Below are 15,889 nucleotides of genomic sequence, written 5' to 3' on the forward strand. Positions count from 1 at the left end.
GGGTATAGAGCAGCAGCGACAGGCCGTCGTTACCGGTGAAGGGCGCCACGCCCATCTCGAAGGACACCACGGCGGTACGCGGGGTGGCGAACAGCGGGCCGATGGCCAGGTACACCGCCACCGCCAGAATGGCGCCGGCGAGCTTGCCGATGGGCGCGGTCAGGCGCTCCATGCCGCCGCCGACGCGGGCCAGGGCGACCACGGTAAGCAGCGGCAGGCCGACGCCGGTGAGTAGAAAGCCCAGCGCCGCCGGCAGCAGGTTCTCCCCCGCCGCCAGACCGGCGCTGGGCGGAAAGATGATGTTGCCGGCGCCGAGGAACAGCGCGAATGTCATGAAGCCGAGGGCCAGGAGGTCCGAGCCTTGCAAACGAGTCATAAAGGGGAATACCACAAGCAGGAAATCGAAGAGTTGCGGAGGTTTCCTTCAGGGATCGGGGAAACGTCGCCCGAGCGTTTGGCTCGAACCACTGCAGGCATCGCCAGGCGCTTGTGGCGCCATGGACACCGGATAGTTGCGATACTAACGAAACTTGCTCGTTAGCAGCACAGTTGCCGGACGAGCTGTCGAACTGGCGTAACTCCCTGTCGCATGCCCGACAGTTGCACGGCTCCGGCGACAACTGCCCTGCCCTGCCCCGCCTGCCTTCCTGTAGGAGCGAACGGGCGGCGTTCCGCTGTATTCGCGATTTCGCGATTTCGCGATTTCGCGATTTCGCGATTTCGCGACGAGCTTCGCGGATAAATCCGCTCTTTCGCAACATCGACAGGCGCCAGGAACAGGCCCAAACAAAAAGGCCACCCGAAGGTGGCCTTTTTGCGCAGAGTCAACGAAGGCTTAGGCCTTCTTGACTTCCCAACCGGTCAGCTCGGCCAGGGCCTTGCCGATGTCGGCCAGGGAACGCACGGTCTTCACACCGGCGTCCTGCAGCGCGGCGAATTTCTCGTCCGCAGTGCCCTTGCCGCCGGAGATGATGGCGCCAGCGTGGCCCATGCGCTTGCCGGGCGGAGCGGTCACGCCAGCGATGTAGGACACCACCGGCTTGGTGACGTTGGCCTTGATAAAGGCCGCCGCTTCTTCCTCGGCCGAACCGCCGATCTCACCGATCATGACGATCGCTTCGGTCTTCGGATCGTCCTGGAACAGCTTGAGGATGTCGATGAAGTTGGAGCCCGGGATGGGGTCGCCACCGATGCCCACGCAGGTGGACTGGCCGAAGCCGGCGTCGGTGGTCTGCTTCACGGCTTCATAGGTCAGGGTGCCCGAACGGGACACGATGCCGACTTTGCCCGGCAGGTGGATGTGACCCGGCATGATGCCGATCTTGCACTCGCCGGGAGTGATCACGCCCGGGCAGTTCGGGCCGATCAGGCGTACGCCCAGCTCGTCGCACTTGACCTTGGCTTCCAGCATGTCGATGGTCGGGATGCCTTCGGTGATGCAGACGATCAGCTTGATGCCGCCGTTGGCCGCTTCCAGGATCGAGTCCTTGCAGAACGGCGCCGGCACGTAGATCACCGACGCTTCGGCGCCGGTGGCTTCCACGGCTTCCTTGACGGTGTTGAACACCGGCAGGCCCAGGTGAGTGCTGCCACCCTTGCCCGGGGTCACGCCGCCGACCATCTTGGTGCCGTAGGCGATGGCCTGTTCGGAGTGGAAGGTGCCCTGCGAGCCGGTGAAGCCCTGGCAGATGACCTTGGTGTCTTTGTTGATCAGGATGCTCATTACTTACCCTCCGCGGCCTTGACGACCTGCTGGGCAGCGTCGGTCAGGCTGGTTGCCGCGATGATGTTCAGACCGCTGTCGGCCAGGACCTTGGCGCCCAGGTCGGCGTTGTTGCCTTCCAGACGGACGACCACCGGAATCTTCACGCCGACTTCTTTGACCGCGCCGATGATGCCTTCGGCAATCATGTCGCAGCGCACGATGCCGCCGAAGATGTTGACCAGAACGGCCTTCACGTTGCTGTCGGAGAGGATGATCTTGAACGCTTCGGTCACGCGCTCCTTGGTCGCGCCACCGCCTACGTCGAGGAAGTTGGCCGGCTTGCCGCCGTGCAGGTTGACGATGTCCATGGTGCCCATGGCCAGGCCAGCGCCGTTGACCATGCAGCCGATGTTGCCTTCCAGCGCGACGTAGTTCAGTTCCCACTTCTGCGCATGGGCTTCACGCGGATCGTCCTGGGACGGGTCGTGCATGGCGCGCAGCTTGGGCTGACGGTACATGGCGTTGGAGTCGATGTTGATCTTGGCGTCCAGGCAGTGCAGGTTGCCATCGGCCTTGATCACCAGCGGGTTGACTTCCAGCAGGGCCAGGTCGTAGTCCTGGAACAGCTTGGCCAGGCCAACGAAGATGTGGGTGAACTGCTTGATCTGATCGCCTTCCAGGCCCAGCTGGAACGCCAGCTCGCGGCCCTGGTACGGCTGCGCGCCGACCAGCGGATCGATGGTGGCCTTGAGGATCTTCTCAGGGGTTTCGTGGGCCACTTTCTCGATGTCCACGCCACCTTCGGTGGAAGCCATGAACACGATGCGACGGCTGGAACGATCGACTACGGCGCCCAGGTACAGTTCCTTGGCGATGTCGGTGCAGGATTCGACCAGGATTTTGCTGACCGGCTGACCGTTGGCGTCGGTCTGGTAGGTCACCAGACGCTTACCCAGCCAGTTGGCGGCGAAGGCCTTGGCGTCTTCCTTGCTCTTCACCAGTTTGACGCCGCCCGCTTTACCGCGGCCGCCAGCGTGGACCTGAGCCTTGACGACCCACTCGGTGCCGCCGATTTTTTCGCAGGCTGCTGCGGCTTCTTCCGGGGTGTCTACCGCGAAGCCCTTGGATACGGGCAGGCCGTATTCAGCGAACAGCTGCTTACCCTGATACTCGTGGAGATTCATGCTTGTCTACCGTCTTCGTTTAGGTATTGCGCATTCGGCGCTGTACTTGTGATACCGCGCCACCTGTGACTGCCTGAGCAGTCCGCCGGGCTTTCCGCGGCGCGTGTCGAGCACTCGACGCGGGCCACCCGCCGTGGTTCTGCTTGCAAACACCGCCGTGGCGATGAGGCGATTACGCGACGCCCCGCCTACCACGGCGGCTTACAACAATTTACGTGGCCGCACGAGGCGGCCACTCGTGACGCTTAGCGCTTCTTGCGGTTGGCGATGTGAATGGCGCCGCCATTCACCGCCAGGGCTGCTTCGTGCAGCGCCTCGGACAGCGTCGGGTGCGAGAACACCATCATGCCCAGGTCTTCGGCGCTGGTGCCGAATTCCATGCCGATCGCGCCCTGCTGCACCAGCTCGGCCGCGCTAGGGCCGATCACGTGAACGCCCAGCACGCGGTCGGTCTTGGCATCGGCGATGACCTTGACCAGACCACCGGTATCGTTGGCGGCCATGGCACGACCGCTGGCGGCGAACGGGAAGGTGCCGACGTTGACGGCAACGCCTTCGGCCTTCAGCTGCTGCTCGGTCTTGCCGACCCATGCGATTTCCGGGTGGGTGTAGATCACCGACGGGATCAGGTCGTAGTTCATCTGCGCCTTGTGGCCGGCGATGCGCTCGGCAACCATCACGCCCTCTTCCGACGCCTTGTGCGCCAGCATAGCGCCACGCACCACGTCACCGATGGCGTAGACGCCCGGCACGCTGGTGGCGCACTGGTCGTCGACGTAGATGAAGCCACGCTCGTCCAGGGTCACGCCGCTGTCGGCGGCCAGCAGATCGGTGGTCACCGGGCGACGGCCCACGGCCACGATCAGCTTGTCGAAGGTCAGCTTCTGCTCGCCTTCGGCGTCGGTGAAGCTCACGGTGACCTGCTTCTTCTTCACTTCCGAACCGGTCACGCGAGCGCCCAGGCGAATCTGCAGGCCCTGCTTGGTCAGGGTCTTCAGGGCTTCCTTGGCGATCTGCTCGTCGGCAGCCGGGAGGAACTTGTCCAGCGCCTCGATCACGGTGACTTCCGCGCCCAGGCGCGACCACACCGAACCCAGCTCCAGGCCGATCACGCCGGCGCCGATCACGCCCAGCTTCTTCGGTACGCTCTGGAATTCCAGGGCGCCGGTGGAATCGACGATCACGTCCTGATCGACCGGGGCCGGCGGGATGTCCACCGGACGCGAGCCGGAAGCCAGGATCACATTGCCGGCTTCGATGACCTGGGTCTTGCCGTCCTTGTCGGTGACTTCGACCTGCTTGTTCGCCAGCAGCTTGCCGTGGCCTTCGAGCAGGGTCACGCCGTTGGCCTTGAACAGGCCGGCGACGCCACCGGTGAGGTTCTTGATGATGCTGTTCTTGCGCGCCACCATGGCCGGGACGTCGATGGTCACGCCCTTGGCTTCGATGCCGTGCACGGCGAAGCCGTCTTTGGCTTCGTGGTATTTCCAGGAGCTGTCCAGCAGCGCCTTGGACGGGATGCAGCCGACGTTCAGGCAAGTACCGCCGAGGGCGACCTTACCCTCCTTGTCCTGGTACTTCTCGATGCAGGCGGTCTTCAGACCGAGCTGCGCTGCTTTGATGGCCGCTACGTAGCCACCAGGGCCGGCACCGATGACTACCACGTCGAATTTCTGGGTCATAACGTATTCCTTCTCGAATAAACCGGACGGCCCTGTGAACAGGGCCGCCGTGGGAGAGACTGGCTTTTAGATATCCAGCAGCAGACGCGCCGGGTCTTCCAGCAAGTTCTTGATGGTCACCAGGAAGGTCACGGCTTCCTTACCATCGATCAGGCGGTGGTCGTAAGACAGCGCCAGGTACATCATCGGGCGGATCACCACCTGACCGTTGATCGCCATCGGACGCTGGATGATGTTGTGCATCCCCAGGATGGCCGCTTGCGGCGGGTTGACGATCGGGGTCGACATCATCGAGCCAAAGGTACCGCCATTGGTGATGGTGAAGGTACCGCCGGTCATCTCCTCGATCGACAGCTTGCCGTCTTTGGCCTTCTTGCCGAAGGTGGCGATGCCGCTCTCGATCTCGGCCAGGCTCATCAGCTCGGCGTTGCGCAGCACCGGCACCACCAGGCCGCGGTCGCTGGATACGGCGACGCCGATATCCTGGTAGCCGTGGTAGACGATGTCGTTGCCGTCGATCGAGGCATTGACCGCCGGCAGGCGCTTGAGGGCCTCGACAGCGGCCTTGACGAAGAACGACATGAAGCCCAGGCGCACGCCGTTGTGGGTCTTCTCGAACAGCTCCTTATACTTCGCGCGCAGTGCCATGACTTCGGTCATGTCGACTTCGTTGAAGGTGGTCAGCATGGCCATGGAGGACTGCGCCTCGACCAGACGCTCGGCGATCTTGGCGCGCAGGCGGGTCATCGGCACGCGCTTCTCGGTGCGGTCGCCAGCGGCGAAGACCGGAGCGGCAGCGGCCGGAGCGGCGGCAGGCTTGGGCGCCTGCGCGGCCGGGGCGTTCTTCTTGGCTTCGACGGCGGCGACCACGTCTTCCTTGGTCACGCGGCCACCCTTGCCGGTGCCGGCAATGCTGTTCGGGTCGATGCCGTTCTCTTCGGCCAGCTTGCGCGCGGCCGGCGAGAGGATGGCGTCGTCGCCAGCGGCAGCCGGGGCGGCGGCCTGAGCCGGAGCAGCAGCAGCGGCGGCCGGAGCGGCAGCAGGAGCAGCGGCGGCGGCACCGCCTTCGCTCAGCTTGCCCAGCAGCTCGTTGGAGAGCACGGTGTCGCCTTCGTTCTTGATGATTTCAGCCAGGACGCCATCGGCCTCGGCCAGCACTTCGATCACCACCTTGTCGGTCTCGATGTCGACGATCAGCTCGTCGCGCTTGACCGCATCGCCCGGCTTCTTGTGCCAGGTGGCCACGGTGCCGTCGGCAACCGATTCCGGGAAGGTTGGGGCTTTGATCTCGATAGCCATTGTGTGTGTTTCCTTAAATTCGGTTTTTACCAGGAGGCGACACCCGCCGCCCCCTGGGTGAAGGCGTTAAACAGTAAAGGCGTCCTGCAGCAGTTTTTCCTGCTGTTCGGCGTGCATCGAGGCGTAACCGCAAGCCGGTGCGGCCGAGGCCTCGCGACCGGCGTACTCGAGGAACAGGGCCTTCTTGTGCGCACTGGCAACCCGACGCATGTGGTGCTGGCTGCAGTACCAGGCGCCCTGGTTCATCGGCTCTTCCTGGCACCAGACGATGTGCTTGAGGTTCTTGTACGGCGCCATCACCTCGGCCAGATCCTCTTCCGGGAACGGGTAGAGCTGTTCGATACGGACGATGGCGATGTCCTCGCGCCCCTCGGCACGACGCTTCTCCAGCAGGTCGTAGTAGACCTTGCCGCTGCACAGGATCAGACGCTCGACCTTCTTCGGATCGAGTGCATCGATCTCGCCGATCACGGTCTGGAACGAGCCTTCGGCCAGATCTTCCAGGGTCGAGATGGCCAGCTTGTGGCGCAGCAGCGACTTCGGCGTCAGCACCACCAGCGGCTTGCGCAGCGGGCGGATCACCTGGCGACGCAGCATGTGGTAGACCTGCGCCGGGGTGGTCGGCACGCAGACCTGCATGTTGTGCTCGGCGCACAGCTGCAGGTAGCGCTCCAGACGCGCCGAGCTGTGCTCGGGGCCCTGCCCTTCGTAGCCGTGCGGCAGCAGCATGGTCAGGCCGCAGAGACGACCCCACTTGTGCTCGCCGCTGGAGATGAACTGGTCGAACACCACCTGGGCACCGTTGGCGAAGTCGCCGAACTGGGCTTCCCAGATCACCAGCGCGTTCGGCACCGTGGTCGAGTAGCCGTATTCGAAGGCCAGTACCGCTTCCTCGGAGAGGAAGGAGTCGTACAGCTCGAACTTCGGCTGCCCTTCGTAGAGGTTCTTCAGCGCCACATAGGTGCTGGCGTCCTTCTGGTTGTGCAGCACCGCGTGACGGTGCGAGAAGGTGCCACGGCCGATGTCCTGGCCGGTCATGCGGATCGGGTGGCCTTCGAACAACAGGGTGGCGTAGGCCATGGTTTCGGCGTAGCCCCAGTTGATCGGCAGACCGCCTGCGCCCATCTTCTGGCGATCCTCGAGAATCTTCGCCACCTGGCGCTGAACCAGGAAACCCTCGGGGATTTCCAGCAGCTTGGCGGACAGATCCTGCAGGGTCTTCAGATCGAAGCGGGTGTCGTGACGCGCGGTCCAGGCGTGGCCCAGGTACGGACGCCAGTCGACGAACAGCTCCTTGTTCGGCTCCTTGACCAGGCTCTTGACCACGTGCTGGCCGTTGTCCAGCGCAGTGCGGTACTCGTCGATCTTGGCCTGCACCTCGTCGCTGCTCTGCACGCCGGCGGCAACCAGGGCGTCGGCGTAGAGCTCGCGGGTGGTGCGCTGCTTGGCGATCTGCTGGTACATCAGCGGCTGGGTGCCGTTCGGCTCGTCGGCCTCGTTGTGGCCACGACGACGGTAGCAGACCAGGTCGATGACCACGTCGCGTTTGTACTGCATGCGGTAGTCGACGGCCAGCTGGGTGACGAATAGCACGGCTTCCGGATCGTCGCCGTTCACGTGGAAGATCGGCGCCTGGATCATCTTCGCCACGTCGGTGGCGTATTCGGTCGAGCGCGAGTCTTCCGGACGGCTGGTGGTGAAACCGACCTGGTTATTGATCACGATGTGGATGGTGCCGCCCGTCTTGTAGCCACGGGTCTGCGACATCTGGAAGGTTTCCATGACCACGCCCTGGCCGGCGAAGGCCGCGTCGCCGTGGATGGAGATCGGCAGCACCTTGTCGCCAGCGGCGTCGTTGCGACGATCCTGGCGGGCACGCACCGAACCCTCGACCACCGGGGAGACGATCTCCAGGTGCGAGGGGTTGAACGCCAGCGCCAGGTGCACTTCACCGCCGGCGGTCATGACGTTGGAGGAGAAGCCCTGGTGGTACTTCACGTCGCCGGACGACAGGCCTTCGGTCTTCTTGCCCTCGAACTCGTCGAACAGGTCGCGCGGGTTCTTGCCGAAGGTGTTGACCAGCACGTTGAGGCGGCCGCGGTGAGCCATGCCGATGACGATTTCCTTGGTGCCGTAGGAACCCGAGCGCTGGATGATCTCGTCCAGCATGGGGATCAGGCTTTCGCCGCCTTCCAGGCCGAAACGCTTGGTGCCCGGGTATTTGGTGCCCAGGTATTTTTCCAGGCCTTCGGCAGCGGTGACGCGCTCGAGCACGTGTGCCCGCACCTCGGCGGAGAACTGCGGACGACCGCGCACGCTTTCCAGGCGCTGGGCGAACCAGTGGCGCTGACCGGAGTCGACGATGTGCATGAACTCGGCGCCGATGGTGCGACAATATGTCTGCTGCAGCGCATCGCGAATTTCGCGTAGCGTTGCCTCCTCTTTGCCGATGTACAGTTCGCCGGTGCGGAAGGTGGTGTCCAGATCGGCGTCGGTCAGACCGTAGTGGTTGATCGACAGGTCGGACGGCGCAGTGCGCACCCACAGCCCCAGCGGGTCGAGCTGGGCGGCCTGATGGCCACGCACGCGATAGGCCTGGATCAGACGCAGCACTTCCACCTGCTTCTTCTCGTGCTCGCTGCTCACGGTTCCCGCGGAAACCGGCTGGGCACGACGCGAATTCTTGGCGAGCAGGACGAAGTGGTCGCGAATGGTCGAATGCGACACGTCCATTGCAGCGCTGCCGTCGGTCGGCAACTTCTGGAAGTAAGTGCGCCACTCTTCTGGCACAGCGTTGGGATCGTGCAGGTAGAGCTCGTAGAGCTCTTCCACGTAGGCAGCGTTGCCACCGGATAGGTGGGCACTGTCCCACATGCGCTGCATCACGCTTTCTTGCATGCTTGGTCACCCTCGGTAAGGGGACACCACCGGCGTGGACACCGCATGGTCGTACCCGAGCCATGGTGCTGCGACTCGGATAAAGCCACTTCGGTTCCCGCAGATAGTCCGGGTACCAGCCCGGATGCCCCTGCTGGTCGTCATATTTTTCGAGTAGGAACCGCGGCTTTGTGGGCTGCGGTTCTGGCTTTACTGCGAGACCGACCGAAGCCGGGCTCGCAGGTGTTACGGGTACAGCAACTTGCGAATCAGGTACCGCTCTGCAGCAGCATGTTGCGTACGTGACCGATGGCCTTGGTCGGGTTCAGACCCTTGGGGCACACGTTCACGCAGTTCATGATGCCGCGGCAGCGGAACACGCTGAACGGATCGTCCAGCGAGGCCAGACGCTCGGCGGTCTTGGTGTCGCGGCTGTCGGCCAGGAAGCGATAGGCCTGCAGCAGCGCGGCCGGACCGAGGAACTTGTCCGGGTTCCACCAGAACGACGGGCAGCTGGTCGAGCAGCAGGCGCACAGGATGCACTCGTACAGACCATCCAGCTTCTCGCGCTCTTCCGGGCTCTGCAGACGCTCGATGGCCGGAGCCGGGGTATCGTTCTGCAGGAACGGCTGCACCTTCTCGTACTGCTTGTAGAAGATGCTCATGTCGACGACCAGGTCACGAATGACCGGCAGACCCGGCAGCGGACGAATCACCAGCTTGCCACCTTTGAGCCCCGCCGCGGACAGCGGGGTGATGCAGGCCAGGCCGTTCTTGCCGTTGATGTTCATGCCGTCGGAACCGCATACGCCTTCACGGCAGGAGCGACGGTAGGAGAAGCCTTCGTCCTGCTCCTTGATCAGCGCCAGCACGTCGAGAACCATGACGTCCTTGCCGCCGGTGTCGACCTGGAAGTCCTGCATGAACGGAGCGGCGTCCTTCTCCGGGTTGTAGCGATAAACACTGACTTGCAACATATCAGTCACCCTTAATAAGTCCGAACCTTGGGTTCAAATGCCGGAACGGTCTTCGGCGCGAAGTTGACCGCACGCTTGGCCACGCGCTTCTCACCCGGGAAGTACAGGGAGTGGCACAGCCAGTTTTGGTCATCGCGCTCTTCGAAGTCTTCGCGAGCGTGGGCGCCACGGGACTCTTTGCGAGCCTCGGCCGCCACCGCGGTCGCTTCGGCGACTTCGAGCAGGTTTTGCAGTTCCAGCGCTTCGATACGCGCAGTGTTGAACGCCTGGCTCTTGTCCGCGATCTTGACGTTCGCGATGCGCTCACGCAGGTCGGCCAGTTGTTGGATGCCCTTCTGCATGTATTCGCCGGTACGGAATACACCGAAGTAGTTCTGCATGCACTGTTGCAGCTCTTTGCGCAGCGGGGCGACGTCTTCGCCGGTGCTGCGCTGGTTGACGCCGGACAGGCGCGCCAGCGACTGCTCGATGTCGGTCTCGCTGGCACCGCGGACTTCCACGCCTTCTTTCAGCGCTTTCTCCAGGTGCAGGCCGGCGGCACGGCCGAATACCACCAGGTCGAGCAGCGAGTTGCCGCCCAGACGATTGGCACCGTGCACCGATACGCAGGCCACTTCGCCCACGGCGAACAGACCTTCGATGATCTTGTCGTTGCCGTTGGCGTCCTGGGTGATGGCCTGGCCATGGATGTTGGTGGCCACGCCGCCCATCATGTAGTGGCAGGTTGGAATCACCGGAACCGGCGCGACCACCGGATCGACGTGAGCGAAGGTCTTGGACAGTTCGCAGATGCCCGGCAGGCGGCTGTGCAGCACTTCTTCGCCGAGGTGATCGAGCTTGAGCAGCACGTGGTCCTTGTCCGGGCCACAGCCGTTGCCGGCGATCACTTCCTTGACCATGGAACGGGCGACCACGTCGCGACCGGCCAGGTCCTTGGCGTTCGGTGCGTAGCGCTCCATGAAGCGCTCGCCATGGGCGTTGATCAGGTAACCACCCTCGCCACGGCAGCCTTCGGTGACCAGTACACCGGCGCCGGCGATGCCGGTCGGGTGGAACTGCCACATCTCGATGTCCTGCACCGGCACGCCGGCACGCAGGGCCATACCCACGCCGTCGCCGGTGTTGATCAGGGCGTTGGTGGTGGAGGCGTAGATACGGCCGGCACCGCCAGTGGCCAGAACCACGGCCTTGGAACGGATGTAGACGGTTTCGCCGGTCTCGATGCAGATGGCGATGATGCCGACGATGGCGCCGTCCTGGTTCTTCACCAGGTCGACGGCGTACCACTCGTTGAGGAACGAGGTGCCGGCCTTCAGGTTGGCCTGGTACAGGGTGTGCAGCAGGGCGTGACCGGTACGGTCGGCCGCAGCGCAGGTACGGGCCGCCTGGGTCGGATTGTCCGGACCCTTGGACTGGCCACCGAACGGACGCTGATAGATGCGGCCCTGCTCGGTACGGGAGAACGGCAGGCCCATGTGCTCGAGTTCGAACACGGCTTCCGGGCCGACGGAGCACATGTATTCGATGGCGTCCTGGTCACCGATGTAGTCGGAGCCCTTGACGGTGTCGTACATGTGCCAGCGCCAGTCGTCGTTCGGATCGGCCGAGGCGATGGCGCAGGTGATGCCACCCTGGGCGGACACGGTGTGCGAGCGGGTCGGGAACACCTTGGTGACCACGGCAGTCTTGTGACCGCCCTGGGCCAGTTGCAGCGCAGCACGCATGCCGGCGCCGCCGCCACCTACGATGATGGCGTCATAGGAAAGAGTACGGATGCTAGCCATGAATCAGAAACCCCACAGAATCTGCACGCCCCAGACGAACATCGCGAACATGGCGATGCCGCACACGGCCTGGAACAGGAAACGCACACCGGTCGCCCACTTGCCCAGCGCCATCGGCGTCAGGTAGTCGGTGGAGATGGTCCACATGCCGACCCAGGCATGCACGCTCAGTGCAACCAGGGCCAGCAGGCTGAAGATGCGCATTGCGGTATGCGAGAACAGGCCGTGCCATTCGGCGTAGCCCATGCCCGGATTGCAGATCACATAGCCCAGCAGAAACAGCGTGTAAGCCGCGAGAACGACCGCAGAAACGCGTTGCGCCATCCAGTCATAGAGGCCCGAACGCGAGAAATTCGTGACATTAGTTACCATATCCACACCCCCAGCAGCACGATCACGACCGCCGAGACGGCGATGACGATTTGCGAGCCCAGCTTGCCGCCTTCCAGCGTCTCGCCGATGCCCATGTCCATGATCAAGTGGCGTACACCGGCCACCAGGTGGTACAGCAGAGCGGACAGCAGACCCCAGATCACGAACTTGGCCAGCGGGCTGGCCAGACATTCTTTCACCTGGGCGAAGCCCTCTTCGGAGGTCAGCGACTTGTCGAGGCCGAACAGCAGGATGGCGATACCGACAAAGAGGATGACACCGGAGATGCGGTGCAGAATGGACGTGTAAGCGGTGATTGGGAGCTTGATAGTCCTAAGGTCTAGGTTTACAGGTCGTTGGCTATTCACGGCTTTTATCACACTGAGAGCCCCTAACTATCAGGGCAAAGTTGTTGGGAAGTGCACTGGTCAGGTACCCATCACCCAAGGAGTGACGACCGCCATGATATGGCCGCAAAGCCCCTGGCGGTCGGGCGCAGAGTATAGACAGTTAGCAGACTAATGACAATGCAATGGCCTACCCCAAAAAGCGCATTGCAGGCGCTAAACAAATGGCGTAAATAGCGGCCTTTTTTCGCGGAAAAACCCGCCGAAACCCTTCTGCCGCCTGGGTTTTCGCAAATTGACTTTCGGATTTATCCCACTATAGTGGTGCGGGCCCTGCGTGGGGGGCTGTCTGATGATTTCAAGCATAACTAGGAGGCCACATATGGCTGACAAAAAAGCGCAGTTGATCATCGAGGGCAATGCCCCCGTCGAACTGCCCGTTCTGACCGGCACCATGGGTCCCGATGTAATCGATGTGCGGGGCCTGACCGCCACGGGTCGGTTCACCTTTGATCCTGGCTTTATGTCGACCGCCTCTTGCGAGTCGAAGATCACCTACATCGACGGCGACAAGGGCATCCTGCTGCACCGCGGCTACCCCATCGAACAGCTCGCCGAGCAATCGGACTACCTGGAAACCTGCTACCTGCTGCTCAACGGCGAACTGCCGAGCAAGGAAGAGAAGGCCAAGTTCGTCGGCACCATCAAGAACCACACCATGGTTCACGAGCAGCTGAAGAGCTTCTTCAACGGTTTCCGCCGCGATGCCCACCCGATGGCCATCATGTGCGGCGTGGTCGGCGCCCTCTCCGCCTTCTACCACGACTCGCTGGACATCAATAACCCGCAGCACCGCGAAGTCTCGGCCATGCGCCTGGTGGCCAAGATGCCGACCATCGCCGCCATGACCTACAAGTACTCCATGGGCCAGCCCATGATGTACCCGCGTAACGACCTGAACTACGCGGAAAACTTCCTGCACATGATGTTCAACACCCCGTGCGAGATCAAACCGATCAGCCCGGTACTGGCCAAGGCGATGGACAAGATCTTCATCCTTCACGCCGACCACGAGCAGAACGCCTCCACCTCCACCGTACGCCTGGCCGGCTCTTCCGGCGCCAACCCCTTCGCCTGTATCGCCGCCGGTATCGCCGCGCTGTGGGGCCCGGCGCACGGCGGCGCCAACGAGGCGGTGCTGAGCATGCTGGACGAGATCGGCAGCGTCGAGAACATCGACAAGTTCATCGCCAAGGCCAAGGACAAGAACGACCCGTTCAAGCTGATGGGCTTCGGTCACCGCGTGTACAAGAACTTCGACCCGCGCGCCAAGGTGATGAAGCAGACCTGCGACGAAGTGCTGGCCGAGCTGGGCATCAACGACCCGCAGCTGGAACTGGCGATGAAGCTCGACGAAATCGCGCGCAACGATCCGTACTTCAAGGAACGCAACCTCTACCCGAACGTCGACTTCTACTCGGGCATCATCCTCAAGGCCATCGGCATCCCGACCTCCATGTTCACCGTGATCTTCGCCCTGGCGCGTACCGTCGGCTGGATCTCACACTGGAAGGAAATGCTCTCCAGCCCGTACAAGATCGGCCGTCCGCGCCAGCTGTACACCGGCTACGAGCAGCGCGACCTGCCGAGCGGCCGCGACTGATCGCCAGCGCGACGCAAAAAAAGGCTGCCAGTGGCAGCCTTTTTTATTGGCTCGCAGTAAATACGGCGATATTTCTCCAAAAGGGCGGTGTTATCCGCGAACTTCGCGAATAACCCCCTACTTCCGCCCAGAACCCTCGACCAGCGCCTTGAGCGCTTTCAGCGTCTGCAGCGGCGCATCGACGACGAAGCTGTTGGCCAGCCAGGACGGCACGCTGCCGCCCGGCTCGGTATGCGCCTGGTAGACCACCTCCACCCGCCCCTCGTCCAGCGGCCGCAAGCGCCAGATGCCCTCCAGCTTGCGCACCCGCACATAGCCGCGCTGCTCCGGCAGGCGCGTCGGCGCCGCCGTGAGCCGACGGGTGACGCTGCCGTCGGCGCCGACCTCGGTGGCGACCTGCAGCACCGAATCGCGCGGCGTCACCGCCCAGGGCGTGGCGTAACGGCTGTAGATCCAGCTCAGCGCGCCTTCGCTGCCGAGCAGGCGCTGCTCGCTGCAGGCGTAGATCCAGGCGCAGGAGGCGGCGACGTCCTCCTGCAGGGCGAGCAGGGTCGGCATATCCGTGCGCAGGACGACCACGCCGCGATAGGCCTGGTAGCGCGAACCCGACACCTCGGCCAGGTACACGCGCACACCGCCCTCCTCCCGGGCCAGCCGCCATTGCAGCTCCGCGGCCGGCGCGCTCGCGGCCAACAGCAGCAGGCCCAGCAGAGCGCCTCGCACGCCTCCCTTCATCGACACTCCCAGCGTTCAGGGCACCGCCGTGGCCTGTTCCAGCCACCCCAGCAGACGGATGGCGGCCTCGCGGCTATCGCCGCAGACCTGTTCGTCGGCGCTGAAGCCGACGCACACCGCCGGCCGCTCCGGGCGTCCGAACAGGGCACAGAGATGCTCGGCGGACAGATGGATGCAACGCACGCCGGCCGGCTTGCCCTGGGGCATTCCGGGAATCGGCGAGCTGATGGAAGGCGCGATGCAACAGGCACCGCAGCCTGCACGACAGTCCATGACAAACCTCGACATGCGGATAGAACGGCGGCGATGCTAATTTCGCGCGCGCCGCCAGTCGAGGCCTTTCGCGATCAGCGGCCGCGCTGCAAGCGCGCCAGCAGGCTGGAAGTATCCCAGCGTCCGCCGCCCATGGCCTGCACCTCGGCGTAGAACTGGTCGACCAGTGCGGTCACCGGCAGTTGCGCGCCATTGCGCCGCGCCTCGTCGAGCAGGATCGACAGGTCCTTGCGCATCCAGTCCACGGCGAAGCCGAAGTCGAATTCGCCGGCTAGCATGGTCTTGTGGCGATTTTCCAGCTGCCAGGACTGCGCCGCGCCCTTGCTGATCACCTCCATCGCGCCATGCGCGTCGAGACCGGCGCGCTGGGCGAAATGCAGCGCCTCGGCCAGCCCCTGCACCAGGCCGGCGATGCAAATCTGGTTGACCATCTTGGTCAGCTGGCCGCTGCCGGCAGCACCCATCAGACGGATCATCCGCGCGTAGCTCTGGATCACCGGCTCGGCGCTGGCATAGGCCTCGGCCTCGCCGCCGACCATCACCGTCAGCACGCCGTTGACCGCGCCGGCCTGGCCGCCGGACACCGGCGCATCGAGAAAGCCCAGGCCGCGCTCGGCGGCGAGCGCCGCCAGCTCGCGGGCGACATCGGCCGACGCCGTGGTGTGATCGACCAGGATGGCGCCCGGCGCCATGCCGGCGAAGGCGCCCTGCTCGCCCAGCACCACACCGCGCAGGTCATCGTCGTTGCCCACGCAGCACATCACCAGCTCGGCGCCCTGGGCCGCCTCGCGCGGCGTCGGCGCGCTGCTACCGGCGTATTCGGCCATCCATTGTTCGGCCTTGCCCGGCGAGCGGTTGTACACCGTCACCTGATGGCCGTTGCGGGCCAGGTGCCCGGCCATCGGATAGCCCATCACCCCCAAGCCGATAAACGCGACCTTCGCCATAGCTACCTCCTCCAGACATAGACGGCAGAGCCTAACACGGGGTT

The 15,889-nt window shown here is 63.8% G+C and carries 14 protein-coding genes; 1 reads left to right on the forward strand and 13 read right to left on the reverse strand.

Annotation, left to right across the window (positions count from 1 at the left end; translation table 11 throughout):
• The 10 genes from ACW9UL_RS11680 to sdhC all read right to left on the reverse strand — a co-directional run.
• On the reverse strand, window positions 1–376 hold a 376-nt coding region (locus ACW9UL_RS11680; RefSeq protein WP_457787100.1), incomplete at its 3' end, for a branched-chain amino acid transport system II carrier protein.
• Between the two features lie 459 nt (window positions 377–835).
• Complete coding sequence (sucD, locus tag ACW9UL_RS11685; protein ID WP_021442499.1) at window positions 836–1,723, reverse strand: succinate--CoA ligase subunit alpha; 888 nt, start codon at window positions 1,721–1,723, stop codon at window positions 836–838.
• Window positions 1,723–2,889 carry an ADP-forming succinate--CoA ligase subunit beta gene (gene sucC / locus ACW9UL_RS11690; RefSeq protein WP_122107741.1) on the reverse strand — a complete coding sequence of 389 codons (1,167 nt, stop codon included), beginning with the start codon at window positions 2,887–2,889 and terminating at the stop codon, window positions 1,723–1,725. Before sucC ends, sucD begins: the two co-directional genes overlap by 1 nt.
• A gap of 245 nt (window positions 2,890–3,134) precedes the next feature.
• Window positions 3,135–4,571, reverse strand: coding sequence for a dihydrolipoyl dehydrogenase (gene lpdA / locus ACW9UL_RS11695; protein WP_021442501.1), 1,437 nt, complete (start codon window positions 4,569–4,571; stop codon window positions 3,135–3,137).
• 66 nt (window positions 4,572–4,637) lie between these two features.
• Window positions 4,638–5,870: a 2-oxoglutarate dehydrogenase complex dihydrolipoyllysine-residue succinyltransferase gene (gene odhB, locus ACW9UL_RS11700; protein WP_457787101.1), complete on the reverse strand. Its 1,233-nt coding sequence runs from the start codon at window positions 5,868–5,870 to the stop codon at window positions 4,638–4,640.
• Window positions 5,871–5,936: 66 nt separating this feature from the next.
• The gene (locus ACW9UL_RS11705) at window positions 5,937–8,768 is read right to left on the reverse strand and encodes a 2-oxoglutarate dehydrogenase E1 component (protein ID WP_397497246.1); all 2,832 of its coding nucleotides are present in this window, start codon (window positions 8,766–8,768) and stop codon (window positions 5,937–5,939) included.
• 248 nt (window positions 8,769–9,016) lie between these two features.
• Window positions 9,017–9,724 (reverse strand): succinate dehydrogenase iron-sulfur subunit, encoded by a 708-nt coding sequence (locus tag ACW9UL_RS11710; RefSeq protein ID WP_021442752.1) that lies wholly within the window; start codon window positions 9,722–9,724, stop codon window positions 9,017–9,019.
• A gap of 11 nt (window positions 9,725–9,735) precedes the next feature.
• Window positions 9,736–11,508 carry a succinate dehydrogenase flavoprotein subunit gene (gene sdhA / locus ACW9UL_RS11715; RefSeq protein WP_021442751.1) on the reverse strand — a complete coding sequence of 591 codons (1,773 nt, stop codon included), beginning with the start codon at window positions 11,506–11,508 and terminating at the stop codon, window positions 9,736–9,738.
• A 3-nt stretch (window positions 11,509–11,511) separates the two neighbouring features.
• Window positions 11,512–11,880: a succinate dehydrogenase, hydrophobic membrane anchor protein gene (sdhD, locus tag ACW9UL_RS11720; RefSeq protein WP_024308045.1), complete on the reverse strand. Its 369-nt coding sequence runs from the start codon at window positions 11,878–11,880 to the stop codon at window positions 11,512–11,514.
• Window positions 11,874–12,260, reverse strand: a complete 387-nt coding sequence (sdhC, locus tag ACW9UL_RS11725) for a succinate dehydrogenase, cytochrome b556 subunit (protein WP_177342876.1) — start codon at window positions 12,258–12,260, stop codon at window positions 11,874–11,876. The genes sdhD and sdhC overlap by 7 nt, the downstream gene beginning before the upstream one ends.
• A gap of 349 nt (window positions 12,261–12,609) precedes the next feature.
• Here sdhC and gltA point away from each other — a divergent pair, with 349 nt between their 5' ends.
• Window positions 12,610–13,890 (forward strand): citrate synthase, encoded by a 1,281-nt coding sequence (gltA, locus tag ACW9UL_RS11730; RefSeq protein WP_457787102.1) that lies wholly within the window; start codon window positions 12,610–12,612, stop codon window positions 13,888–13,890.
• A 117-nt stretch (window positions 13,891–14,007) separates the two neighbouring features.
• On the opposite strand, the gene ACW9UL_RS11735 is transcribed toward gltA, so the two are convergent.
• The 3 genes from ACW9UL_RS11735 to ACW9UL_RS11745 all read right to left on the reverse strand — a co-directional run bounded on the left by ACW9UL_RS11735 (window position 14,008) and on the right by ACW9UL_RS11745 (window position 15,845).
• Window positions 14,008–14,625, reverse strand: a complete 618-nt coding sequence (locus tag ACW9UL_RS11735; protein ID WP_457787103.1) for an START domain-containing protein — start codon at window positions 14,623–14,625, stop codon at window positions 14,008–14,010.
• 15 nt (window positions 14,626–14,640) lie between these two features.
• Window positions 14,641–14,898, reverse strand: a complete 258-nt coding sequence (locus ACW9UL_RS11740; RefSeq protein ID WP_031303652.1) for a YkgJ family cysteine cluster protein — start codon at window positions 14,896–14,898, stop codon at window positions 14,641–14,643.
• A 74-nt stretch (window positions 14,899–14,972) separates the two neighbouring features.
• Complete coding sequence (locus ACW9UL_RS11745; protein WP_457787104.1) at window positions 14,973–15,845, reverse strand: NAD(P)-dependent oxidoreductase; 873 nt, start codon at window positions 15,843–15,845, stop codon at window positions 14,973–14,975.
• Window positions 15,846–15,889: the final 44 nt, after the last annotated feature.

The sequence above is a fragment of the Pseudomonas sp. PL-6 genome (assembly GCF_054110165.1).

Coding starts and splice junctions, on each gene's coding strand:
- lpdA (WP_021442501.1), bottom strand. CDS start 4,571: ATGACCCAGAAATTCGACGTGGTAGTCATCGGTGCCGGCCCTGGTGGC.
- sucC (WP_122107741.1), bottom strand. CDS start 2,889: ATGAATCTCCACGAGTATCAGGGTAAGCAGCTGTTCGCTGAATACGGC.
- odhB (WP_457787101.1), bottom strand. CDS start 5,870: ATGGCTATCGAGATCAAAGCCCCAACCTTCCCGGAATCGGTTGCCGAC.
- gltA (WP_457787102.1), top strand. CDS start 12,610: ATGGCTGACAAAAAAGCGCAGTTGATCATCGAGGGCAATGCCCCCGTC.
- ACW9UL_RS11705 (WP_397497246.1), bottom strand. CDS start 8,768: ATGCAAGAAAGCGTGATGCAGCGCATGTGGGACAGTGCCCACCTATCC.
- sucD (WP_021442499.1), bottom strand. CDS start 1,723: ATGAGCATCCTGATCAACAAAGACACCAAGGTCATCTGCCAGGGCTTC.
- ACW9UL_RS11745 (WP_457787104.1), bottom strand. CDS start 15,845: ATGGCGAAGGTCGCGTTTATCGGCTTGGGGGTGATGGGCTATCCGATG.
- ACW9UL_RS11710 (WP_021442752.1), bottom strand. CDS start 9,724: ATGTTGCAAGTCAGTGTTTATCGCTACAACCCGGAGAAGGACGCCGCT.
- sdhA (WP_021442751.1), bottom strand. CDS start 11,508: ATGGCTAGCATCCGTACTCTTTCCTATGACGCCATCATCGTAGGTGGC.
- sdhD (WP_024308045.1), bottom strand. CDS start 11,880: ATGGTAACTAATGTCACGAATTTCTCGCGTTCGGGCCTCTATGACTGG.
- ACW9UL_RS11740 (WP_031303652.1), bottom strand. CDS start 14,898: ATGGACTGTCGTGCAGGCTGCGGTGCCTGTTGCATCGCGCCTTCCATC.
- ACW9UL_RS11735 (WP_457787103.1), bottom strand. CDS start 14,625: ATGAAGGGAGGCGTGCGAGGCGCTCTGCTGGGCCTGCTGCTGTTGGCC.